Below are 24,333 nucleotides of genomic sequence, written 5' to 3'. Positions count from 1 at the left end.
TCAGGTGACTGCTATGCATTGCGAAAGGAATTTGTTACGAGGGTGAAGCATAAACAATGAAGTATGAAAGATAAATTTTTCATCCTTTATCCTTAACACTTCATTCTTTTTCAGCTTATGGGCTGGGTGCAGCTGCGATCGCACTGCTATTATCTGAGTAGAAAAGCTGATTGTAAGTCTTGCGACCGGCTTCGGTTAACTCACCTGTCAGTGGTTCAAAGGCACCACCGAACTTGCCAATCAAAGAATTCACGAGATTATCAGCGCCGTCTTTAATTCCCATTGACAATACCAAATCATCCAACTTGCCAAGGAAGTCGCCCGCAGCAGTGGAGGATTTGTCAATAATGACAGACCAGTTGCCATTACCAATCACAATGCTGTTGCTGGTAAACACCCAATTGCCATTACCAATGATTGTGTTGTTGCTACCGAAGTCCCAGTTACCGTTACCAATGGTGGTGTTGTTATTTCCAAAGTGCCAGTTACCGTTACCCAAGGTATTGTTGTCAGCTGTGGACTCCCAATACCAGTTACCATTACCCAAGGTTCTGTTGTTCTGACTGGTGTCTAAATACCAGTTACCATTACCAATTGTTGCGTTATTTTTGGTAGAATCCCAATTCCAGTTGGCATTACCGATGCTGGCATTAGATTTCCCATAATTCCAGTTAGAATTACCGATAACTGCACTGTCACTTCCAAAATCCCTATTGCCGTAACCAATAGGTATGCTGCCATCAGGAGTGTTGAAAATGTTGTCAGTACCACTGAAAGGTAACAAACCACCAAGAACGGTGTACAAAATATCGGAAGGTGGCTGAACAGCCTGAGAATCACTACCTGCAAACAAGTTTGTGTAAGGATCTGTGCCATCACCAGCAAGTTCATTGACAGTATTGATACTGGTATTGGCGCTCAGTATGTCATTCCTAAAGAGCGTCAACAAATCTGAAGGTGACCTCAAAGGTGTGTTGTTACCGCTAAAAAGCCTTTTGCCAACAGCAGAATTGACTGTTTTAGTGAAGTTTAACAGACCATCTTGGACAATCCTGAGAGTCTCAGAGGAGGATTTGCCACTACTTCCAGACGGTAAACCTTCACCAAAAATAACTTGTGTAATATCAAAAGATGGTCGTTGAGGTATGTTACCACCAACACCTGAAGTTCCGATACCAGCAAATGAACTGCTACTATCAGTGCCTGAAGTTCCAGTACCAGTACTGGGAAATGGATTGCTAGAACCACCAGGTAAGGTTTGTCCGTATACTGATGTTAAGAAGTTCGATGCTGATTGAGGTATGGGGAAATTTACGCCATATACCTGTCTTAAGAAATCGAGAGCTGGAGCATTAGTACTGCCAAAGGGATTGTTTCCGCCAGCAAATGGGTTTTCACCAGTGGAAGCAGTCGTAATGCCACTCTCAGAAAGCCTGTTGCTCAACTTGACAATAACGGAGTCAACAATTTCTTCTGTAGTATAATTTATCACGTTAGAAAATCTCTCTGGTGTGGTTTCTTTACCGATAATCCATTGATTGTCACCAACCACCGTGTTACCAAGACTTGCATAAGCATAGCCACCACCACCAGCAAAGGGGTTGTTTTGAGCACCAGCAAAGGAATTATTGTTAGTACTAGAACTCCAAGTGCTGCCACTATATAAGTTAGCGCTAGCACCAAAAGTATTGGGGAGTGAACCGCTAGAAGTACTTGAAGATGTACCGTAAATTACACTCCCAGTCAAGGGATCGCCAGGTGTGAGAATATCAGCAGTAGAAGTCGTCATTAACAACAATCCTCCTAATTTTTGGAACCAAAATCTCGTAGAATATAGGTGATAAAAAGTCGATCCTGCTTATCAATTAGCTGTGACAGCTTTTTGAGGGCAGGCATTATTGGCTAGTAGCTCTTGAAAGCTTGTTGGGTAGACCCACAACGGGTTTGACCCAGCATTTCCTATTTCAATCAAGAATCTGAACTCTTTGAGAGCGATAAGCCGAATACGGCTTGCGCTAAGGGCGAGCACTGGAATTTGTTGATAGATTTATTGCTTGTGTAATATCAGCGTGCAAGAGTTATAAGACTGAAAAAACGCTAACATTATTAACAATTAGAAGATTAAAGCTAGGCTTTTCTTGGATTTTCTTAGAGAACAATAGACTTGTACCATAAAATTATTCACACAAGGGAATCACCAGTAGTGAAGGCAGATGCTACCTGTAACACACATTGTGACTTTTTTGGGGTGCAATCAACACTAGTCAATTAAGAATTTAAGCAATTGCAATACAAACAGCAATAAGTTATTTTTCGATAAGCTTGTCTATTTTTTAGATATTTTTATTGTTTTTTTATTTAAATATAAAAAATCATGACAAAGAACACTACAAAACAAAAGAATTTTTTTGGGAAAATTGACCAATTTTGTGATATTGCTGCTAGAAAGGAAAACCTTACAAATGCATATACAAAAAAATGGGTTTGCCCCAGACGGCAACAGAAGAACTGTTGTGTAACGTCTAAAAACAAACCCAATGAACAACTTTCTTCTTTTGTTTCTGGAGAATTGTTAAATCACGAGCTGTATAATGTAGCTTTAATTGGGTTAACTTAGACAATGGTGTTGGTATTGCTACCACCAACTAATGGGCTATTAGTAGCTTGGAGTTGATTAATAGTGCCACTGTATGCGATGATGTCATTCTGTAAAAGTTTGAAGACTTCAGCAGCAGATAGTGGAAGTTGATTGTTACCACCAATACCAGAATTCCGGTTGACCGTATTGTAAAAGCTTGTGATATCAGCTTCGATCAACTTCAAAACATCATTAGGGGATTGCAAGGGAACCACACTGCCACTAGTTGTCACCGGGCTGCCAGTACCAGGTACATTACTACCAGTAGTAACTGTGTTGCTACCAGTAGTTCCACGACCAGTACTGTTTAAATAGTTGACAAACTCAACCACTGGTGCTAATGCTAAGTCACCGTTTGTGACTGCATTACCGCTTTGATAGCGATTCACAATGTCAGTGAAGGTTGAGATGTTGTTTTGAATGCGGTTTAAAACATCACCAGGTAATTGAGGGAACACGCTATTGCTACTAGGATTGGTGTTAACATTTGATGCCGTTGTCATAAACAAAAATCCTCCTATTGTCAGAAAAAAAATGTCTTGAAACTTGAGAGAATCAAGTTGACTGGGTTAATGACTTTCTTCTTCGGTCTTTTCAATGGAGGCAAGTTAACGGCTAGTAGCTTTTAAAAATGTTGGGTAGCAGCATGAATTTGCGCTGTCCAACATTTTTGGATCTGGAACTCTATAGTGCGATCGCGTCGCTACCACCAAACTGTGTGGAATCAGAAGTGTTGCTTATGAAGCCACTTTGTAATTGACTTAAGTAAGCGTCTGTTGATTGATTGCTGCCAGAACCAAGTAGGCTGCCTGTTTCAGCATATTGATTGATAAGTTTGGCGAATTCACCGGTAGCTCCGCTATCAATGCTCTTTACGAAGAACGGATCGATGGAATCACCAGAAACTTGTTTTAAGAAGTCGTAAACTATTTGCTCTTCACTAGTAAAGGCAACGCTTTCAGAGTTGGTGAGAATGTCAGCGTTACCTTCAGTCACCGTGACAGTGTCAGTGACGACGAACTCGGTGAGCGGTTGTTCGGTAAACACACTCTCACTAACTTCTGACACCACAGGCACAAGCTCAACACTAACCGTGGATGGGATCTCACTGCCAGCATCAATTGAGGATGATGTGCCACCCTGTATGCCCGTGTAAGACCTAACCAGACTGTCAACAGTAGAGCCGATCTCACCATCAATTGCGTCTTTGTCAGGGTTACCATTGCTCACTTGTTGAGTGATAGAGTCAGTCAGACCGAAACGAATTGCATCAATCTGGCTTGCTTGTTGATTTCCAGCAAAGGAACCACCAGCTTGGCTACCGCCGCCAAATCCGCCTTGGTTAACGTCACCAAATCCGCCTTGGTTAGCGCCATCAAATCCGCCTTGGCTACCACTGTTAGATCCGCTGCTAGCTTGTATAGCTTGGTTGCTTATATTGCTACCAAAGCCAGGGTTAAATGGATTGTAACCGCCAAAAGAAGGTTCTTCTCCGCTACCTGTTTGAGTACCACCACCAAACTGGTTACTACGACTAGACGGGCTACCACCACCAGGCGGTTGGTTAAATGGGTTTAGCGTGCTGGTGTCAATGTTAGTGTTAGCCGCAGGAGTACCACCACCAGGAGGAAATGCGGTATAAATTGCTTGGTCGATGTTATATCTGATTTGATCGAAAGGTGACACTGGCGTACCACCACCAGCAAATTGGTTGCTACCCTCACCGCCAGATTGAGTACCGCCACCACCGGGAAAGCCAGGTAAATTCTCATTGCCTACAGCATCGCCCAAGCGACCAAATGGAGATTGTGAAAACCCAGAACTAGAAGTACTTTGGGTAAAAGTGTTTTCAGTTGTCATTGAGAATAATTCTCCTCTCTCTAAACTAGAAATCACGGAAGCAATGGGAACCACTACAGACAAAAGTAGTCTGCTTGTTTACAAGTTTCTGCTTATTTTTATCTCTGAAATTAGTAATGGACTTTGAGCTTTAAAAAGCACCCTGCGTTGTTTTGTAAAATATGCTCACACCAACTCTGAAATGATGTATATTCAATCAAATCAAACTGTAAACAACGCTACTGTCTATATAGAATTTAAATAAAATTTAAAAGAAACTCAATAAAATTTCTTTTGATGTATTTATCAAATTTTTAGATAATTTTTATACTTTAAAATATAAAATAACCACTGCGTTCTCTACCTCTAATTAACTTATCAGTATCAAAAGCAGTGCCTATTTTAAATGATGAATAATATCAAGTTTGGTTGAATAATTATTAATCTCTTTTCGCTCTAAAATTCTAGTCCTACAAGTAGGTAGTAGGTAGTAGTCCGCCACATAAGTTTTCATGGGCTTTCACCTCGTTCCCAGGTTCTATCTGGGAACGAGAGTGGGGGTTTGTCTATCTACCCATCAAAACTTATGTGGTGGAGTACTAGTAGGGCTATGCCTATAGGTAATATAGCTTTTACACCATGACTCCTACTTCTTTTTTAGAAGATTTGAAAGTTTGTTCCTGAGGCCAACGACCGACGACTTTGCCAACAACTGACAATTCCTGAACCAAGCGATCGAACTTTTCAGGAGTGAGGGATTGGGGTCCATCAGAAAGAGCCTTAGCAGGATTGGGGTGAACTTCAATCATTAAAGAATCTGTTCCTGCTGCTACAGCTGCTAACGCCATCGAGCCAACATACTCAGACTTACCAGTACCATGACTGGGATCGATCGTAATCGGTAAGTGTGTAAGCTGTCTCAATACTGGAATGACAGACAAATCTAAGGTGTTGCGAACATATTTGGAATCGAAAGTTCTGATCCCACGCTCGCAAAGAATCACATTTGGATTTCCAGCAGCCAGAATATATTCTGCTGCCATGAGCCACTCATCAATTGTGCAAGACATTCCTCGCTTGAGCAGTACGGGCTTATCTTGAGCACCTACTTTCTTTAATAGAGAAAAGTTTTGCATATTTCGAGCGCCAACTTGTACCACATCAGCGACACGAGCGATCGCAGGCAAATCGGCAGCATCCATGACTTCTGTAATAATACCCAAGCCTGTTGCTTCACGAGAGGCTGCTAATAACTCTAGAGCACTCTCACCGTGTCCTTGAAAGGCATAAGGAGAAGTACGAGGCTTGAAAGCACCACCACGCAGAAACTTAGCGCCCGCAGCCTTCACCCGCTTAGCTGTTTCTACAATCATGGCTTCATTTTCCACAGAGCAAGGTCCAGCAATCAAGACAACAGGATGTTGCTCGCCAATGTAGACAGAACCATTGGGTGTAGGTACAACAACTTCGCTGGGTTGTCCGTGACGGAATTGCCGACTCGCCCGCTTAAAAGGTTTCTCAACTCGCAAAACTTCCTCGATCCAAGGACTGCTATTTTGAATCACCATTGGGTCAAGAGTTGCAGTCTCACCAATCATTCCGAGAACAACTTTATGCTGACCGACACTTTTTTCTACAGTCACTCCCCAATTTTCACTCAATTCTTGACTGATACGAGTAATTTCCTCAGCTGGTGTATTATTCTTAATAACTACAATCATGAGTGTTTATCCTCTAATTTTGTTAAGAGCTAATTGCTAATTGCTAATTGCTAATTGTTCAATACCATTAGCCATTAGCCATTAGCCATTAGCCATTAGCCATTAGCCATTAGCCATTAGCCATTAGCCATTAGCCATTAGCTAATTACCGTAAAAATTCCGCAAGCTGTTCTAGCTTTTTCCAAGCTTCACCACTTTGCAGAACTTCCCTGGCAAGGGCAACACCTTTCACAGCTGCGCTTGCAATATCAATTGCCCCATCATCAATTGCTTCAGCTACATAAAGTGCTAGCGCTGCGTTTAATGCCACAACATCTTGCTGTGCTTGTGTTCCTTTTCCTTGTAAGACCGCTTTTAAAATTTCAGCGTTTTCCTGGACTTCCCCACCTCGCAATGCCTCCGTTGGTGCAGGAGTTAAACCCAGTTCTTCAGGACTGAGTACAGCAGGAATGACAGTTCGATCTTTAAGTACAGCCAAGTCATTTAAATCTGCTAGCCCAGCTTCATCTAACCTTTCCCGTCCGTACACGACAATTGCACGGCGAGTCCCAAGTTCTGACAAAGCTTTCGCAATTGTTTCAACTAGCAGTGGGTCACACACACCAATAATTTGCCCTGTTGGTCGCATTGGATTAACCAGAGGACCCAGCAAGTTAAAAACAGTTCGCACCTTTAGTGTTTTTCGCATAGCAGCAACTGCTTTTAGTGCTGGATGCCACCCAGGAGCAAACAAGAATGTTACGCCGACTTCATCGACTGCGGATTGAACTTTCTGAGGATCGGCGCTAAGATTTATACCTAAAGCCTCTAACACATCAGCAGAACCAGTTTTACTGGACGCCGAACGATTACCGTGCTTTGCAACTTTTACTCCTGCTGCTGCAACAACAAAGGCGACGGCGGTGGAGATGTTGAAGGTTGAGGCTCCATCTCCTCCCGTTCCGCAAGTGTCTACTAAGGGAGTAGAGAGTGGGGAGTAGGGAGTGGGGGAAGAAGATTGGGATTGCAGGACACCAGCCATGCCTACTAATTCTTCTGTAGATACTCCTTTGGCTTGAATCGCTGCCAATATTGCCCCAGATAACACTGGAGGAATAGTATCTGTCAGCCAACCTTCCATAAGTGCAGAAGCTTGCTCGACTGATAGCGATCGCCGTTCAAGTAGTTGCTTGAGCAAAGCAGGTAAATCGAGAGATTCGCTCGTGACGGTGATTTTGTCACTTACAGCTTGTGTTAAGGCTACCATATTGATTCTGGTTTTTGATGAATGCAGTGGCGTTGCGTAGAATTTCAACTTTGCGATTCTGGATTGAAAATATCAATCCAAAATCCAAAATCTAAAATCAGTATCAAGCGGGATCGAGTACTTTAGCAACTGTTTGCACGTCTTTATCTCCCCTACCCGAACAATTAATGACAATTCGGGGGCTACCACTTAACTGCGGGCAAAGTGTTTCAAGATACGCGATCGCATGAGAGGTTTCCAAAGCGGGAATAATTCCTTCGAGCTGAGACAAACGCTGGAAAGCTGTCAAAGCTTCAGAGTCAGTTACGCTGTAGTACTCAGCGCGACCAATATCCTTAAGATAGCTGTGTTCTGGACCTACACCAGGATAGTCCAAACCAGCGCTAATGGAATGTGCTTCCACAACCTGACCATCGCCATCTTGTAACACATAGCTCATAGCACCATGCAACACACCAACTCGACCCCGTGTTAAAGTAGCTGCATGCTTCTCCGTGTTAACACCTTCACCGGCTGCCTCAACTCCAATGATACGGACATTAGAGTCATTCACAAACTCAGTGAACAAACCAATGGCATTAGAACCACCGCCCACACAAGCCAAGAGGATATCTGGAAGACCGCCCCATTTCTCCAAACATTGAGCGCGAGTCTCTTGACCAATAATAGCGTGAAAATCGCGCACCAGCATTGGATAGGGATGAGGACCAGCAACAGAACCTAAAATGTAGTGAGTTGTTTCTACATTTGTTACCCAATCCCGAATCGCTTCAGAAGTTGCATCTTTCAGAGTTCCAGTCCCAGCCTCAACGGGACGCACCTCTGCTCCCATCAACTTCATCCGGAACACGTTCAGGGATTGGCGTTGCATATCGTGAATACCCATGTATATCACGCACTGCAAACCAAAACGAGCACATACAGTAGCAGTTGCAACTCCGTGTTGACCTGCTCCTGTTTCAGCGATAATGCGCTGCTTGCCCATACGCTTTGCCAGCAATACCTGACCCAAAGCATTGTTAATTTTATGAGCACCTGTATGATTTAAATCTTCACGCTTTAAGTAAATTTGTGGACCTGTGCCATCAGGTCTAGCATAATTTGCCGTCAGACGCTCAGCAAAATATAAAGGACTGGGGCGTCCCACATAATCGCGCAGTAACTCGTTTAATTCTGCTTGAAAAGTTGGGTCATTGCGATATTGTGCTGCTGCTGCTTCTAATTCACTTAAAGCAGGCATTAGGGTTTCAGGTACATATTTGCCCCCGAAACGTCCAAATCTTCCCAAAGAGTCTGGAACTAAAGACGCTGCAACGTTTTTCTCTGATATGCTTACCACTGGTGAAAACTCCTTATTTGTTGGTGGTTAGTTGTTAGTTGTTAGTTGTTAGTGGATAGTGGTTAGTTGTTAGTGGGTAGTGGGTAGTGGGTAGTTGTTAGTGGGTAGTGGGTAGTTGTCATTAGCCATTAGCCATTAGCCATTAGCCATTAGCTATTACCAATTCAGGCGCAATCGCTGTTTTTAATTCTTTACAAAGTTCTTCAATTGCTTGGAGTCCTTCTTCTGGACTACCAGTTGCTAAACGTTTTACAAAAGCGCTACCAACAATAACGGCGTCTGCGCCCCATTCTTTCACCTGACGAGCTTGTTCTGCTCCTGAAATCCCAAAGCCAACGCCAATTGGTTTATCACTAACACTTCGCATGGACATTAGTAAAGGTTTCACACGGTCTTGAATTTGAGAACGTATACCTGTTACACCAGTGACACTAACGAGATAAATAAATCCTCTGGAAGCTCGTGCGATCGCATCAATTCTTTCTTTAGAACTTGTAGGAGCCACAAGCAAAATAACTTCTATTCCAAATTCAGCAGCCGTATTAATTAACTCTTCTGCTTCTTCTAAAGGTAAGTCTGGAACAACTAAACCCCGCGCTCCAACATTTGCAATTTGTGCTAAAAATGACCTAATACCCCGATTTAAAATAGGATTGTAGTAGGTAAATAAAATAAGAGGAGCTTGCAAGCTAGGGCTAACTTCTGCAACTAATTCTAGCACTTGTTCCAGGGTAGTTCCTCTAGACAAAGCGCGAGTCGCTGCTGCTTGAATAACAGGACCATCTGCAAGAGGATCGGAATAGGGAACACCCAATTCAATAAAGTCAGCACCATTCTTATCTAAAACGCGCAAAGCCTCTTTTGTTGTTTCCAGGTCTGGATCTCCTGCTGTCACAAAAGGAATTAAAGCGCACTGATTGCGATTTCTTAGAGATTGAAAGCGTTCGGAAATAGAAGTCATTGCACCTGATTTGGATAGTGGATAGTGGTTAGTGGTTAGTGGTTAGTTGTTAGTCGTTAGTGGTTAGTGGTTAGTGGTTAGTGGTTAGCAGTATTTCAACTAACAACTAACAACTAACGACTAACAACTAACTTGAATAACAATTTTTCCACGTACATCTTTACCTCTTTCTTCAAACTTTTGATGGGCTTGTGCTACCCTATCGAGGGGAAAGGTCATTCCGATAACAGGGTTAATTTGATCCCGCTCAATTAAGGTTTTTAAAGCTTCTAGTTTGGGACGAGGATTGTCTAAGTGTACGAAGTGAATTGTAATATTTTTGGCGATCGCGGGGTTAAGGTCACCTTGTATGCCTGTCACTGTTACACCCCGACCATCAAATTTGATGACCGGTAGGCTTTTGGCTAGAAGTTCACCAGCAACGGTAGAAAAAGTAACATCAACACCTTCACCGTGGGTTTCCCTCATGATGATGTCAATAAAATTTTCGGAGTGGTAGTCTATGGCTCTGTCTGCACCTATAGACTTAACAAGGTCAAAATCATATCTACCGCAGGTAGTATAAACATACGCGCCTGCTGCTTTAGCAATTTGGATAGCAAAAGAGCCAACTCCTCCCGCACCACCATGAATGAGTACAGTTTCGCCTACTTTGATATTCGCCTTGTCAATTAGTGCAGTCCATGCAGTACCGCCTGCAACAGGTACGCTAGCCGCTTGTGTATGCGACAGATTCACAGGTTTTTTGGCAATAATTGATTCATTTGCTACATGATACTCAGCATAAGCACCACTATTGTCAAAATGTCCTATGGCGTAATAAACTTCATCTCCTACCTTATAGTCCTGAACGTTCTCACCAACTGCTTCAATGACTCCAGAAACGTCAAATCCAATAATTGCAGGTAGTTCTCTCCTGGGTGGAAACAGCCCTCGACGTACCCCACAATCAGCAGGATTCACTGAGGATGCACAAACTTTCACTAGGACTTGGTTTTTACCAGGTGTTGGTTTTTCCACCTCGCGTTGTACAAAAACTTCCGGACCCCCGAAGTTTGTTATCATCAATGCTTTCATCAAAAAGGTCACTGGTTAATGGTTACTGGTTAGTGGTTACTGGTTAGTGGTTAGTGGTTTTCTTACTAACAACTAACAACTAACAACTAACCACTAACTTCTATTGTTTGTCTCTCCTAATATAGCCCGCACAGCTTTCTCTACATCAGCTTGTTTGACTAAGGATTCGCCTACGAGCACTGCACGAGCACCAACTTCAGCGACAAAAGATAAATCTTCAGGTGTATACAAGCCAGACTCACTCACAAGAGTGATGCCATAGCTTTGTAGTTGCGATCGCCTAGCTTGTGAGAGTTCTTGTGTTGTTTTAATATCTAGCGTAAAATCTTCCAGGTTACGATTGTTTATACCTATTAAGCGGATGTTATCCAATCTTAGAACTCTATCTAGTTCAGCTAAGGTATGAACCTCTACTAGAGCTTTCATTCCCAAGTCGTGGATAACTTTCGCAAAATCCTGAATTTCTTCATCTGTCAGGATAGCTGCTATCAACAATACAGCATCTGCACCTGCCACTCTTGCGTAATAAATTTGATAAATATCAATAATAAACTCTTTACACAACAGTGGCAGTGCAACTTTTTGCCTGATATTACGCAGGTTATCAAAACTACCCTGGAAGAACTTAGAATCCGTAAGAACAGACAAACAAGCTGCTCCACCTCGCTCGTAAGCGGTGGCGATCGCTACCGGATTGAAGTCAGCACGAAGCACCCCACGACTTGGAGATGCTTTTTTTACCTCCGCAATCACGCTTGGTACGTGAGGGTTTTCCTGCAAAGCCGTCAAGAAATTCCTAACTTCAGGAGCTTGACTTAACTGTTGTTGCAAAGAAGCTAAAGGCAGTTCTTGGCGCATCTGTGCAACTTCTTGCCTTTTGTGCCACACAATTTCTTCAAGTATGTGGCGCGGGCGAACACCAACAGTAGCAACTGAATAACTCATATGTATGATGCAAGAGATGATTGGAGAGGGGGGAGGGTTAGTTGTTAGTTGTTAGTTGTTAGTTGCTAGTTGTTAGTTGTTAGTTGTTAGAAATCACCAACCACCAACCACCAACCACCAACCACCAACTACTAACTACTAACCACTAACTTCTCTATTTGAGTATATGCACGGACTACATTCTTAATGATTGCCAGACCAACTTCTCCTGATAGCGTCATGATGGATTCTGGATGGAACTGTACTGCGGCTATGGGAAGCGATTGATGCTCAATTGCCATGATTACCTCATCGTCTGAGATAGCAGTTACTTTCAATTGTTCGGGTAACCGCTGTGGTATGGCAAACAAAGAATGATATCTACCAACTGAGAAGGATTGGGGTAAGGCTTTGAACAAAACTGAATCTGGTTCGGTCACAATTACCCTTGAGGATTTACCATGCTGGGGATAGTGAAGAACTCCGAGTTGTCCGCCAAAGGCTTCAACAATTCCTTGCAATCCCAAGCACACTCCAAACAGGGGTATATTGCGGCGCACGCAACTTTTGACCATATCTGGTACTTTAAAATCGCTGGGTTTACCGGGACCTGGAGATAAAACAACTAAGTCAGGACGCTCTATATCCAACAGGGATTCTGAGAAGCTGTGACGTAATGTGGTCACTGTTGCTCCAGTTTGACGGATGTAGTTGGCTAGGGTGTGAACAAATGAGTCTTCGTAATCCACTAGTAAAATACGCTTACCGGGTTCGACATCTGGAACACAAGCGCTTAATTTTTCTCGTTTGCAATCCTTTGATGGGATTCCTTGCTTTGCACGGCGAATTGTTTCAAACAACGCCGCACCTTTTGTCATTGTCTCTTGTTCTTCTGCTGATGGCAGGGAGTCATAGAGAACTGTTGCTCCTACTCTTACCTCGGCAATTGAATCTTGCAGTCTAATGGTTCTCAAAATCAATCCTGTATTGAGATTACCATTAAAGTTGAGGTAGCCAACTGCTCCACCATACCACCGTCTGGAGCTGCGTTCGTGCTGTTCGAGGAATTGCATTGCCGATCGCTTGGGTGCGCCTGTCACTGTCACTGCCCAAGTATGGGTGAGAAAGGCGTCCAAAGCATCAAACTGCGATCGCAGTAACCCTTCAACGTGATCCACTGTATGGATCAAGTGGCTGTACATTTCTATTTGACGGCGACCGATGACTTGTACGGAACCCGGTTCGCAAATCCGCGATTTGTCATTGCGATCCACGTCAGTACACATGGTCAACTCTGCTTCTTCCTTACCTGAATTTAGAAGTTGACGAATTTGCTCGGCATCATCAAGGGCATCTTGTCCACGAGTAATGGTACCACTAATCGGGCAGGTTTCTACTCTCCGACCTTCAACCCGTACAAACATTTCTGGGGAAGCACCAATGATATACTCTCCACCAAGGTTAAAGATAAAACCATAGGGGCTGGGGTTTATATGCTGTAGGGTTTGGAAAAGCTGACTGGGTGGTTGTTCGCAGGATTCAAAAAAGCTTTGTGAAGGAACCACTTCAAACAAATCTCCACGCCGGAAGTAATCCAGTGCTACTTCTACTTGGCTGGCATACTCTCCCGGTGCATGGTCGGAAGTTTTTGCTGGAACAAGGCGTTTACCCCTGTAATCAATTGATTCACCTGTACGTGGAAGATTTTGGGTATTGCCTTGTGTTGTTTCAAACTCATACTGCACTCGATACGCACGCTGCAGGTAGTAGTCAACAATAACCAATTCATCAGGCAAATAAAGCACTATATCCCTTTGGTCTGTAGGACGTTCCAGACGCATTGGAATTGGCTCAAACTGAAATAACAAGTCGTAGCCAAATGCCCCATACAATCCCAGATGCTCGTCTTCATCACTGGAGAAAATATGGAGAATTTCGCGAATCACTGTGAATGCAGAAGGTTGCTTGCTGCGTTCTTCTTCTGCAAACAACTGCGATGTGGGCTTTACATATCCAGTAATATAATCGTTATCTTGCTTGACTTCCTGAAGTTGGGAATGCACGGACAGATGCACCAACAATAGGGGTAGAAGCACCTTGCCTCGATTATTTAGCGCTCTCAGCGTAAAAGCTCTCTCCCGTGTTGTCAGTTCTAGTGGTGGATTAATAAATCCAATCGCCCATCTTTTGTATCGCCCTGGATATTCATAACTGCTCTTGAGCAACCCTCCTCGTTGGGAGTCCAGATAAAAAGAAATTTCATCCAAGGCTGTGTCCATCTTCACTTCGGTGATGGAGCGAGATACACCTATGCCGCCAAGAGTTTTGTAAGTGTGAGAATCAACAATCATGGGGGTTTCTTTGATGTTGAGGGAGTCTTTAATTGCATATCTAGACAGACTGCGAATAACCGCAGACATCGCAACTTGGACTAGTTGCTAATTAAATAAACTAGACATTAAAGCACAGTATATACGCAGTTAATAACACTGACCTAACCGAGACGGACAATTCAAGGAAAATTCACGGAAAACACGGATTGGAGCAGTAAAGTATGAAGGATTGAACTTGTTACTGTATAAGTACTGTTGCCACTTTTAAAATAGTCACAGACAAACCAGTAACGAAAACCTGTCTAGACACCTTTGAACATCCGTAAATGTAAAAGGTTGGACTGATGACTTCAACTGCTAACAGTTCGGATCGACAGTCTTACCTTGTGCGCGAATCTTTACAAACGAACGCTACTTGGTATGTGTTTAGCCTACTAAATGTTAAGGAATGATACATGAACATTTTTTTGGTAGATGTGTCATTTTTTTTGCTTTTTACTTTTGTTTCTCAGTAATACTCCATAAGCTATATGAAGGCGGTCATCCTCTACCGCCTTGGGTGATAAATTCTTTCTTTCTAAAGGAATATACGGAATAGCTGTGGCGAATTTAAGTATTTACTGGGTTATTCAAAGTATAAACAATACTTTTTTACACCCCTCAGCCCCTATTCTCTCGTTCCCAGGTTCTACCTGGGAACGAGAGAGTGCTAAAACCTGGGAACGAGGTGGGTGGGATTTTGCAGCCCCTAACCCCGATTAACGAAGATGTTGCAGTATGAGGTGACATACATCCGTTGCTTCGATTGATTCAGTTGGTAGCAAATGAGTTTGCTGGGTTATAAATAATGGTCGCTCACCAGGAACAACAGTTGTAGACCCATGAGAACCACGTACTAAGGATGCATCTAAAGGAATAACATCCATTAAGTAGCGAAACCCAAGCTGTTTTTTAAGCAGTTTTATGCCTATTTGAAGTTTGGGAAGTTTGATTTGAGGATCGAGAAAAAGTTCTACTGGATCGTAACCCGGTTTGCGATGGATATCTACTGTTCTGGCAAAATCGGGAGCACAGTGGTCATCTAGCCAGTAGTAGTAAGTAAACCAGGCGTTTGGTTGAGCGATCGCGACTAACTCTCCCGATCTGGAATGATTGAGATGGTATGCTGGCTTTTCTTCGTCTCCCAAGACTCGGGCAACACCCTCTGTTGCTTCCAATAGCGCTCTCACTTTAGGAATGTAAAATGGATCGTTGACATAAACGTGAGCAATTTGATGGTCAGCGACAGCAAATGCCTTACTTGCTCCAGGATCGAGCAATTCCCGCCCCAGTTCTTCTCTTACACTCAGCAACCCTTGTTCTCGCAGCATCCGGTTCAAGTGAACTGGTTGGGATACAGCTGTGATACCGTATTCAGACAGAACAATGACCTGTGTACCTCGATTTTCGTAGAATTCAATGAGATCCCGGCAAACAGCATCAATTTCTTGTAAGTCTTTTGCTACTTGCTTGTCTTCCGGTCCAAATTTTTGCAAGCAGTAATCTAAATGAGGTAAGTAAATGAGCGTGAGGGTAGGGCTGCACTTTTGTTCCACCCACTTAGCAGAAGAGGCTATCCATTTACTACACCTAATAGAGGTGTTGGGACCCCAGAAATTGAAGAGAGGGAACTGACCAAATTCAGTTTGGAGTTCCGAACGCCATTCTTGTGGGTCAGTGTAAATATCAGGAAGTTTTCTACCATCAGCAGGATACATTGGTCGGGGGGTAACTGCATAGTCTACTGAAGAGTACATGTTGTACCACCAGAACAAATTGGCGCAGGTAAAAGATGGATCTAGCGATCGCGCCATATCCCATACTTTTGGTGCTTGAACCAGTTTATTAGACTGTCGCCAAAACTTAATCTCGCAATCGTCGTGAAAATACCACCCATTGGCAACAATACCATGTTCGTTGGGCATTTTTCCGGTAAGATAAGTTGCTTGTGCCGTACAGGTAACAGCTGGTAACACCGGGGAAATTGGAACAGTTTTTCCAGATCTTGCCCATTGCGATAGGAATGGCGTATGTTCTCCCAATAAATTGGGCGACAATCCGACTACATTAAGAACAACCGTTTTATGCATGACTCGAAGTTAATCCCTTAAGGACGCGCAAATACCGTTGAAATGACAAAATGATATGTGTGGTGCAGTATTTTAAGATTATCCACTCACTTATTTAATATTTTTTAACATTTAAACTCTAATATATAGGAAAGCACAAAATAACACAGATTTCCCTATCTTAGCTTGCGTAATTTTTGGGAGATCGAAAAATATAACAAACACATCAAAAAATTGTTCATTTATCCTCAAATTTACATATCTTATAGTTTTATAGTAAAGGTTTATACAAAAGTGCATCTTGATAGCGATCGCACTACCAATACTGCTCGGGTAAGAATATGAGTAGGTTGGGCTTACCGTGAGGAAACCCAACGAAAGCCTATCAATATTGGGTTTCGTTCCTCAACCCAACGAATGTCTATCAGTGTTGGGTTTCGTTCCTCAACCCAACCTACTATGCCTTACATAAATTCTAGATAAAGGCTTCTTCAAAAGAAGATTCCAAGCTTGAAGATTTTCACCATCTGAATCGATCCCAAGCGCATCATAGCAGTTTTATTTCCGCTCGATTTATTGTTGCAACTTACTAAAGTTTGTAGAAAAAAGGACGATTATGATTTTACGTTCATACACTTTAGGGCTAGCCTCAGTAGCTATTACGTTAATTAGTTTTGGGTTGGATACAACAAAAGCCAACGCGCAAACAAATTACGAATTTAGCGCTACTTACGATACAGTAGTCACAATTGACCCTTCTTTTAGACCTGACATAGGTATTACTAGAGCAACGATTACAGGAGAAAGTGCTGATGCTCCATATGGATTGAGTAAGTTTCTCAGCAATACTTACGGTAGTTTTGACCCAACAACCAATATTTCTTACTTTAATGCAGATGCATCTGCTTTTGGATTAGAAAATCAGCCACTTCTTGGCGATCGCTATTATGGTGGTAGCAACGAATTATTTGGAACCGCTAACGACCAAGCTAAATTTGACTTTGTTAACGGTACAGTAGAAGGTGGTGGAACTATCACTCTGACTGGTGGTGAAGGTATATTCAAGGATGCAGTTGGTAAAATAACTTTTACCCAAAATGACAGATTGACCAGTACAGATTTGACTGCGCCTTTTAAAGGTAAAGCTGTTCTCAAATTCTCCCTACAAACCCCCAAAGCCATTCCCGAACCAAATACAACTGCTGGGGTAATTGGTATGGGATTTGTTGGCTTGAGTGTATTTTTAGGAAAATACACCCGCAAGTTGAAGTTCCGGGGTTAAATCCCAGCAAAATCCCTTTAGATCCCCGACTTCTTTAAGAAGTCGGGGATCTAGCAGTACGATCGCCTATTGAAATTATGGGTTAAAATTTGCCAGTGGGAACAATTATTTTCCCCAGCGTTTACTTAAATCTATAAATAATGCTAAGGGAGAAGGGTTGGGGATGAGGGAACTTAACAGTTAACTGCCAACAAATTTCTACTATTTGCCACCATCTTCGACAAAACCCATTCATACTCCCTTTGAAGTGATGATGGTAAATCCAACTTCATTTCCTTTGGCAAAACTTCCCAAGTGTATGTTTCTATTTCAAGATGGTCACAAGCATGATTATCTTGTAATAGCTCTAATACTGTTGTTATATCATCTTGAGTGGACTGAAATAGTTGATAATCTCTAATAAAAATGGGAACGTGAAAATGAATGCGCCACTCAGAAGCTGTCGTGCTTTCTAAATCTGGTAAAGCTTGTTCTAAATCTCGATAGCGATGCAGTTTGCCATAGCTGTCTCTTGCAATAACTTGGTGTAAATATGTAGATTCAGCAAAAGGTAATAATTTTTCTTTGATGAGGCGGCGGTGTTCAATATCTATGGAAATTTTTACCTGTAGGGCAGCACTAATTTGAATTTTGCCAACTTGAATTCCTGCCGATTGGAATTTCTGAAAGACTGTCATTGGATCTTCATACTCTACGGCAAAATGACAGGTATCGTAACAAACGCGCACGTGATTTAATAAATGAAGCTCTGCTGCTTCCAAAGAAATTCCTAAATGCTTGACTAAATAATCGCCACCAATAGGTAATAAGTAGGTTTGGAAATAATCAACCACCTCAGCAGCATTTTCTATCAGCCCATCTGGTTCTGGTTCTAAATCCAAATGAATATTTTTTCCTGTTTCGTGTTTAATTTTTACCATTTCTGCCACTAATTCTGCTATGTGGAGAGTCGCACTACTTGTGACAGAGGCTTGAAAAAGTTGATTGCCTTTAAACCACGGTTTGTATGAAAGCGGTAATGTAGAAATGCTGCCTTCCACACCTGAAGGTAAAAGTTGTGCGAGTATGTGTACTAATCTTATGGTATAATCAAGTCGCTCCTGTTTTGACCAATCTGGTGCATAAACTTGGTCTTTGACAACTTGCCAATGAAATCCACCAAATGGAAAACCATTTAAGGTAAATACATATAGGTTTTGCTCGGTTAGCCACGATTGAAATTCTGTTAAATTGTTTCCTTGGAGCAATTCCTTAGTTGCTACATCTGCCAATCGCAATCCAATACCAAATGGATTTTGATGGGCTGCAAAATCCCCGACTTCTTGAAGAAGTCGGGGATTTGAACTAACTAGCTGTGCTTTTAAAGAGGGTATGTACTGCTTTAAGTTGGCAAAGACTTTGTTCCACTCTTCGCCGGGATGAATATTTGTACAGTATGTTAAATGAAAGTTGTTGTTTGTGCCAATTTTCATAATTTTTCCCTTTATGCTACCTGAGTTTGACTCGTTTTACTCGTTCTACTCGTTCTACTCGTTCTACTCGTTACCAGGCTCTGCCTGGTAATGTATTGTGAGAGGCTCTGCCTCTAGTAATGTAGATATGAGGCGGAGCCTCAGTGTAGGCATTACCAGGCAGAGCCTGGGAACGAGTTAGTTGGTAGTCCCTAGCCCCTACTCCCTAAGCCCAGCCCGAGCTTGGTAATGTGGAGTTATAAAACTCACTGAGCAACCAAATTGCTTGTCTGTATAGGGATAAATCTACTTCGTGAACCTCGATACTTTTACCGATGTGTTGTAGAAGTGTAATTGTCAGTTCACCACCTAAATGTTCTCGAAATTCAGTGAGTCCTTGGAACAAACTGTGGGGGTGTTCTGGTTGAACCATGTTTTTGGAAAGTTCGGGTATGTATAGGTTAAAGCCCAGCGCTACCAGTGTATTGAGTATCTGCTGCCACTCTAAGCGAGAGAGCAATCCCAAAAGGTAGGAGTAAGTGCTATCTAGAGCAATACCGATCGCAACTGCTTCTCCATGGCGTAACCTGTAGTCTGTTAACTGCTCTAGCTTGTGTGCTGCCCAATGACCAAAATCTAACGGACGGGATGAACCCATTTCAAAGGGGTCTCCGCCTTGAGCAATATGGTTCATGTGTAATTGAGCACATTTATAGATGACTTGTTGCATGGCTTTCATGTCGCGACAAGCAAGTGCGGTGGCTTGCATGCGGATGTAGTCAAAGAACTGAGCATCTTTGATAAGCGCCACTTTAACTGCTTCTGCAATGCCAGAACGCCAATCGCGATCGTCTAGAGTAGTCAAAAAAGAAACATCATTTAAAACTGCATAGGGTGGTGCGAAAGTTCCAAGAAAATTCTTTTTCCCAAAGGCATTGATTCCATTCTTTACCCCTACTCCAGAATCATTTTGCGCGAGTACGGTTGTGGGAACGCGAATCAGACGAACTCCTCGATGTGCTGTTGCAGCTGCATATCCAATTAAGTCTAATGCAGCGCCACCACCAATCCCTAATAAGTAGGAGTGGCGACAAAGCCCGACTGCATCAATTGCAGCATGAATTTGTTCTAGCAACTTGGGATGGTTTTTTGCTTCTTCTCCACCTGGAATGACAATTGGATCTGCAACAAGTGTGAGTGTGTCAGCATAGCGATCGCAATATAGTGCTAATTGTTTGGGTAGCATGCGTCGGGAGTACAAAAACCCTGAGTCCACGACTGCCAATACTTTTTTCGGTCCCGGTTCTCCATCGGCTGCGATCGCTTGCGCTAACAAAGGGTTTTTGGTATCAAACAATCCAGTAGTAAAATGTACTGCGTAGTGGAAAGTCACAGTCACACTTTGGTGGATTGCTGGTAAATTATCTACTGCCGTTTTCTGCCTGATTTCCGTTACCATATTTTTTCCGATATTTCAATAAGCGCAGCACGATTTAGAATTTGATGGAACACCTCTACTGAGTGGGAACCGTCAACCCTGACTGTATTGTAGATGATGTATAATGGAATACGTGTAGTGCCATTGAGACGAGCAAATGTAGATTCCGCTAGAACTGTATCAAATGCAGCATAAGAGCTTAATTGATGCCGTAACTCCGTGGTATTCATACCTACTGCTGTACCTATGGTAACAATGACATCAAAATTTCCGATATTTAAGCCATCTTCAAAATAAAGTTTTGGCAGGTTTCAAATTCTTTGATTAATCCCTCTCGATCTTTCCGCGCTACTAGCATTGCCACGCGGTCATAGGTATCCGCTAACCGAGCTATTGCTTGACATCTCTCTGGAGTTGCCAACATGATGTCCACGCATAAGTTTGGGTTTTGTGCAAACAATCTTTTAATGATTTCAATCTCTTGGCGGTAGCTAGGGCTAGACATTAACAAGCTGCGTTCTATGTCTACTTTCTCTTGTGCTAAGAAAACTCCAACGCTAAATCTAGAAAAGTGACGGGTTGCTTGAATAATCACCATCATGCGATCGTGTTCTTCAGGCGTAGAAACAATAACTTCACCTCCTCGATCTTCAATGAGTTCTAATAACCATTGAAATGATTCTTCATTTCGACCGGGACACGCGACTACTTTTTCCCCTACAAAAGACTTGACATTGGGACCAAACATGGGGTGCAATCCCATCACAGGACCGCTATGATGGTCTAACATCGCTTGGACAGGCTCGACCTTCAGACTTGTGATATCACACAAGGCGGTGGTTGGTGCAAGATATTGAGCAGCTCGTTTTATCACTTCTGTTGTCCATTCTATAGGAACGCTAACCATAACGAGATCTGCTGAACCAAGCAGTTCATCCGCTCGATCCCAATCTTCGCTTTCCAAAACGCTAACTGTGCGATCTGCGCTCGCAAGCTGATTCGTAAAAAATCTCCCCATCCTGCCACGTCCTCCAATTATGGTAATCTTTTGAGGTGCGACATTGTGAGTAGAGGAAGTGAAAACATCTTGCGATCGCTTAGCAAAACAGCTTTGCACTATATTTGCCCAAAGTGATTCAGGAACACCAGCTTCGGCAAGTAAGGAGATTGCAGGTGCAAGTTGTTCTTCAAGGTCGGGTATTTTTGATATTTCTAAACTTGATAGGCAATCTCGCGAGAGATCGCTTGGGTTTTGGTTTGTTTGTTTGAGCTTTTCTGGAATCATAATTTGTAAGAGAGGTTAGTTGTTGGTTGATAGTTGTTAGTTGTTGGTTGTTAGTTGTTAGTTGTTGGTTGATAGTTGTTGGTTGTTGGTTGTTAGTTGTTGGTTGTTAGTTGTTGGTTGTTAGTTGTTAGTTGTTGGTTTTCTAAACACTAACCACTAACCATAACCACTAACCACTAACCACTAACCACTAATCACTAACCATTAACTAATTACTAGAAGTTAGTTTTGATAAGATGCCCAAAGAAGGTGATGTAGATGTTGAACTGCTAACAACTTCAGCAAATAGTTCTTCATAAGTAGCTAGTGCTTGCTCAAAAGAATAGTGTTCAACAGCAAACTGCCTTCCCTGCTTGCCAAGTTTTGCGACTTTTTCTGGATGTTTATAGAGTTCTAACACTGTAGATGCCATAGCCTGTGGTGATTCAGGAGCAACAACTATACCACCACCACTTTTTCTAACAGCACGCGCTGCCGTTCCAGATGCGGGAACAGATGCCACAATGGGACGACCAGAAGCAAGTAGCAATGGAATTTTGGAAGGCATATTAAAGGAAATGACATTGCGTTTTTGCACAACCAACCCTAAATCTGCTGTAGCTAGCATTTCGGGAAGTTTTTCTCTTGCCACAAGTGGTATAAGTAAAACATTATCTGCCCCACAACTTTGGCAGTATTTTTTCAACCTTTGTAATGCTTTTGACTCACCCGCAATAACAAAGACAATTTCAGGAATGTGCCGTAAGGAAACAGCTGCCTCTATAACTGTCTCTAAACCTTGAGTGAGAGCGATGTTACCCGAGTACAGCACAACAAACTTGTCCTCTAACTGATAAGCTGCTCGAAAGACATTTCTTTGCTTCGGCAAGGGACGGATAAAATTAACATTTACCCAATTGGGAATGCAAGAAATTTTTCGTGATGGAACTCCTTTGTTGATTAAATTTTCCCTAAACCCATCTGCAATAACACTAATACTATGGCTGTGGTGGTAAGCAAATTTTTCCAGGGCTTCTAAGGCACGAATCATCAATTTGTTTTGGATCAATCCAACGCGTATAGCCGCTTCTGGTAAAATATCTTGCACGTTTAATATCACTGGGCAGTTGTATATCCAACCCAGCAAAATAGCAGGAAGTGATATTAATAATGGTGGTACTGTTAAAAGAATAACGTCTGGTCGCCAACCGTTAATGGCTTGCGGCAAGCTTGTAAATACAAAACTCAACTCCAATAACAGTCTGTCTATGAGGTTGGGTTTAGATTTGATTCGCAAAAAGCTCCTCTGAATGGTAACGCCATTTTTGGATTCTGTGACAAACCACTTGCCTTTATACTCCTCGTATACTTCGCGCTGCGGGTAGTTTGGCATTCCGGTTACCACTCGCACTTGATGCCCTTGCTTGACTAGTCCTTCTGCTAGTTCAGTCATCAAAGGAGCAATGCCAATTGGTTCTGGATGATAGTTGTAGGAGTAAATCAGAATTCTCATTTAACAGTGACCGGTGAACAGTGAGCAGTAAACAGTGACCAATCCAAAATCCAAAATCCAAAATCCAAAATCTAAAATCCAAAATCTAAAATCCAAAATCCTATGAACAATCGCACGTTTACTGCTCGCTCAATGACCAAAACATCCACCCAGCCTCTAGCTATTCCCACCCGTCCCGAACCTTTCTTGGTGATGGAAAATGTTTCTAAAGTCTATCCCACACCAAAAGGTCCCTTCGTAGTTCTAGAAGATGTCAATCTCACTGTAAATCAGGGCGAGTTTATCTGCGTGATAGGTCACTCCGGTTGTGGTAAATCAACTTTACTGAATATGGTTGCAGGTTTTACCAAACCCAGTGCTGGTTCGGTGTTGCTCAACTCCAAACCCATCACTCAGCCAGGACCAGATAGAATGATGGTTTTCCAGAACTATGCTTTGTTACCTTGGCTCACTGCGTTTGAAAATATTTACCTGGCTCTTAATGCTGTTTTTCCAAACAAGTCAAAAGCACAGAAGTCAGCCATCGCACGAGAACATCTAGCTTTGGTAGGACTGACAGAAGCAGCTGACAAAAAACCTACACAAATCTCTGGAGGGATGAAACAACGGGTTGCGATCGCAAGAGCTTTGGCAATTCGTCCTCAAGTCCTGATATTAGATGAGCCATTTGGAGCTTTAGATGCTATTACCAAAGAAGAATTACAAGAAGAATTGCTGAAAATTTGGAACGAACGGCGATGCACGGTATTGATGATTACTCACGATATTGATGAAGCGCTGTTCCTTGCAGATCGCTTAATTATGATGACGAACGGACCTGCAGCAAATATTGGTGAAATCTTAAATATTCCTTTCCCCCGTCCACGCGATCGCGCCCGTATCATGGAAGATCCGAAATATTACCAACTTCGCAACTACGCTCTTGATTACCTCTTCCGTCGTTTTGCTCATGATGAGTAATGAGTAGTACAGGCATCCTGCCGATACCACAATATTTATTTGTAGGGTGGGCAATGCCCACCTGTTTTCTTTGCTATAAGATTACCTTTCTTCTTCTCCCATTCTCCTCTGCGTTCTCTGCGTCTCTGCGGTTTGTTAATCGAAATATTGCGATCCACAGATTTTATTCTTTTCTTTCTTCGTGTTCTTTGCGCCTTTGCGGTTCATCTAAATTAGATAACGTTCAGACGGGACAGAAG

At 42.5% G+C, this 24,333-nt stretch carries 18 protein-coding genes; 2 read left to right on the top strand and 16 right to left on the bottom strand.

Annotated features, from left to right (window positions below):
• Positions 1-115 precede the first annotated feature (115 nt).
• From F7734_RS06590 to F7734_RS06540, 11 genes are all read right to left on the bottom strand, one after another.
• Complete coding sequence (locus tag F7734_RS06590) at positions 116-1,789, bottom strand: hypothetical protein (protein ID WP_155743923.1); 1,674 nt, start codon at positions 1,787-1,789, stop codon at positions 116-118.
• An 824-nt stretch (positions 1,790-2,613) separates the two neighbouring features.
• Complete coding sequence (locus F7734_RS06585; RefSeq protein WP_155743922.1) at positions 2,614-3,141, bottom strand: hypothetical protein; 528 nt, start codon at positions 3,139-3,141, stop codon at positions 2,614-2,616.
• Positions 3,142-3,322: 181 nt separating this feature from the next.
• Positions 3,323-4,498: a hypothetical protein gene (locus F7734_RS06580; protein ID WP_155743921.1), complete on the bottom strand. Its 1,176-nt coding sequence runs from the start codon at positions 4,496-4,498 to the stop codon at positions 3,323-3,325.
• A gap of 611 nt (positions 4,499-5,109) precedes the next feature.
• The gene (aroF, locus tag F7734_RS06575; RefSeq protein ID WP_155743920.1) at positions 5,110-6,198 is read right to left on the bottom strand and encodes a 3-deoxy-7-phosphoheptulonate synthase; all 1,089 of its coding nucleotides are present in this window, start codon (positions 6,196-6,198) and stop codon (positions 5,110-5,112) included.
• A gap of 145 nt (positions 6,199-6,343) precedes the next feature.
• The gene (gene trpD / locus F7734_RS06570; RefSeq protein WP_155743919.1) at positions 6,344-7,444 is read right to left on the bottom strand and encodes an anthranilate phosphoribosyltransferase; all 1,101 of its coding nucleotides are present in this window, start codon (positions 7,442-7,444) and stop codon (positions 6,344-6,346) included.
• Between the two features lie 103 nt (positions 7,445-7,547).
• The gene (gene trpB / locus F7734_RS06565) at positions 7,548-8,783 is read right to left on the bottom strand and encodes a tryptophan synthase subunit beta (RefSeq protein WP_166481765.1); all 1,236 of its coding nucleotides are present in this window, start codon (positions 8,781-8,783) and stop codon (positions 7,548-7,550) included.
• A 142-nt stretch (positions 8,784-8,925) separates the two neighbouring features.
• Positions 8,926-9,744 (bottom strand): tryptophan synthase subunit alpha, encoded by an 819-nt coding sequence (gene trpA / locus F7734_RS06560; protein WP_155743918.1) that lies wholly within the window; start codon positions 9,742-9,744, stop codon positions 8,926-8,928.
• A 120-nt stretch (positions 9,745-9,864) separates the two neighbouring features.
• Entirely contained in the window at positions 9,865-10,833 is a 969-nt protein-coding gene (locus tag F7734_RS06555; protein ID WP_347566140.1) for a zinc-dependent alcohol dehydrogenase family protein, read from the bottom strand.
• Positions 10,834-10,914: 81 nt separating this feature from the next.
• Complete coding sequence (trpC, locus tag F7734_RS06550) at positions 10,915-11,784, bottom strand: indole-3-glycerol phosphate synthase TrpC (RefSeq protein ID WP_347566141.1); 870 nt, start codon at positions 11,782-11,784, stop codon at positions 10,915-10,917.
• A 113-nt stretch (positions 11,785-11,897) separates the two neighbouring features.
• Positions 11,898-14,096 carry an anthranilate synthase gene (locus F7734_RS06545; RefSeq protein WP_155743944.1) on the bottom strand — a complete coding sequence of 733 codons (2,199 nt, stop codon included), beginning with the start codon at positions 14,094-14,096 and terminating at the stop codon, positions 11,898-11,900.
• A gap of 740 nt (positions 14,097-14,836) precedes the next feature.
• The gene (locus tag F7734_RS06540) at positions 14,837-16,207 is read right to left on the bottom strand and encodes a nucleotide pyrophosphatase/phosphodiesterase family protein (protein WP_155743916.1); all 1,371 of its coding nucleotides are present in this window, start codon (positions 16,205-16,207) and stop codon (positions 14,837-14,839) included.
• Positions 16,208-16,802: 595 nt separating this feature from the next.
• On the opposite strand from F7734_RS06540, the gene F7734_RS06535 reads away from it, so the two are divergent.
• On the top strand, positions 16,803-17,468 hold the full coding sequence (locus tag F7734_RS06535) for a hypothetical protein (RefSeq protein WP_155743915.1): 666 nt from the start codon (positions 16,803-16,805) through the stop codon (positions 17,466-17,468).
• Between the two features lie 173 nt (positions 17,469-17,641).
• Here the strand turns inward: F7734_RS06535 and eboE are convergent, their stop codons facing one another.
• From eboE to F7734_RS06510, 5 genes are all read right to left on the bottom strand, one after another.
• The gene (gene eboE / locus F7734_RS06530; protein ID WP_155743914.1) at positions 17,642-18,940 is read right to left on the bottom strand and encodes a metabolite traffic protein EboE; all 1,299 of its coding nucleotides are present in this window, start codon (positions 18,938-18,940) and stop codon (positions 17,642-17,644) included.
• A gap of 205 nt (positions 18,941-19,145) precedes the next feature.
• Complete coding sequence (locus tag F7734_RS06525) at positions 19,146-20,378, bottom strand: 3-dehydroquinate synthase (protein WP_155743913.1); 1,233 nt, start codon at positions 20,376-20,378, stop codon at positions 19,146-19,148.
• Complete coding sequence (locus F7734_RS06520) at positions 20,372-20,587, bottom strand: hypothetical protein (protein WP_155743912.1); 216 nt, start codon at positions 20,585-20,587, stop codon at positions 20,372-20,374. Before F7734_RS06520 ends, F7734_RS06525 begins: the two co-directional genes overlap by 7 nt.
• A 47-nt stretch (positions 20,588-20,634) precedes the next feature.
• The gene (gene tyrA / locus F7734_RS06515) at positions 20,635-21,642 is read right to left on the bottom strand and encodes a bifunctional chorismate mutase/prephenate dehydrogenase (RefSeq protein ID WP_155743911.1); all 1,008 of its coding nucleotides are present in this window, start codon (positions 21,640-21,642) and stop codon (positions 20,635-20,637) included.
• A gap of 208 nt (positions 21,643-21,850) precedes the next feature.
• Positions 21,851-23,134, bottom strand: coding sequence for a glycosyltransferase family 4 protein (locus tag F7734_RS06510; RefSeq protein ID WP_155743910.1), 1,284 nt, complete (start codon positions 23,132-23,134; stop codon positions 21,851-21,853).
• A gap of 102 nt (positions 23,135-23,236) precedes the next feature.
• On the opposite strand from F7734_RS06510, the gene F7734_RS06505 reads away from it, so the two are divergent.
• Complete coding sequence (locus F7734_RS06505; RefSeq protein WP_155743909.1) at positions 23,237-24,094, top strand: nitrate ABC transporter ATP-binding protein; 858 nt, start codon at positions 23,237-23,239, stop codon at positions 24,092-24,094.
• The last annotated feature ends 239 nt before the right edge of the window (positions 24,095-24,333 follow it).

The organism is Scytonema sp. UIC 10036 (assembly GCF_009725235.1).
This window is presented reverse-complemented; position numbering and strand designations above follow the sequence as displayed.

Excerpts from the sequence above, each read along its gene's own strand:
- F7734_RS06540 (WP_155743916.1), bottom strand. The coding sequence starts at position 16,207 with ATGCATAAAACGGTTGTTCTTAATGTAGTCGGATTGTCGCCCAATTTA.
- tyrA (WP_155743911.1), bottom strand. The coding sequence starts at position 21,642 with ATGATTCCAGAAAAGCTCAAACAAACAAACCAAAACCCAAGCGATCTC.
- aroF (WP_155743920.1), bottom strand. The coding sequence starts at position 6,198 with ATGATTGTAGTTATTAAGAATAATACACCAGCTGAGGAAATTACTCGT.
- F7734_RS06590 (WP_155743923.1), bottom strand. The coding sequence starts at position 1,789 with ATGACGACTTCTACTGCTGATATTCTCACACCTGGCGATCCCTTGACT.
- F7734_RS06585 (WP_155743922.1), bottom strand. The coding sequence starts at position 3,141 with ATGACAACGGCATCAAATGTTAACACCAATCCTAGTAGCAATAGCGTG.
- F7734_RS06505 (WP_155743909.1), top strand. The coding sequence starts at position 23,237 with ATGAACAATCGCACGTTTACTGCTCGCTCAATGACCAAAACATCCACC.
- F7734_RS06535 (WP_155743915.1), top strand. The coding sequence starts at position 16,803 with ATGATTTTACGTTCATACACTTTAGGGCTAGCCTCAGTAGCTATTACG.
- F7734_RS06580 (WP_155743921.1), bottom strand. The coding sequence starts at position 4,498 with ATGACAACTGAAAACACTTTTACCCAAAGTACTTCTAGTTCTGGGTTT.
- F7734_RS06510 (WP_155743910.1), bottom strand. The coding sequence starts at position 23,134 with ATGAGAATTCTGATTTACTCCTACAACTATCATCCAGAACCAATTGGC.
- F7734_RS06525 (WP_155743913.1), bottom strand. The coding sequence starts at position 20,378 with ATGGTAACGGAAATCAGGCAGAAAACGGCAGTAGATAATTTACCAGCA.
- F7734_RS06520 (WP_155743912.1), bottom strand. The coding sequence starts at position 20,587 with ATGAATACCACGGAGTTACGGCATCAATTAAGCTCTTATGCTGCATTT.
- trpA (WP_155743918.1), bottom strand. The coding sequence starts at position 9,744 with ATGACTTCTATTTCCGAACGCTTTCAATCTCTAAGAAATCGCAATCAG.
- trpD (WP_155743919.1), bottom strand. The coding sequence starts at position 7,444 with ATGGTAGCCTTAACACAAGCTGTAAGTGACAAAATCACCGTCACGAGC.
- F7734_RS06545 (WP_155743944.1), bottom strand. The coding sequence starts at position 14,096 with ATGATTGTTGATTCTCACACTTACAAAACTCTTGGCGGCATAGGTGTA.
- eboE (WP_155743914.1), bottom strand. The coding sequence starts at position 18,940 with ATGAAAATTGGCACAAACAACAACTTTCATTTAACATACTGTACAAAT.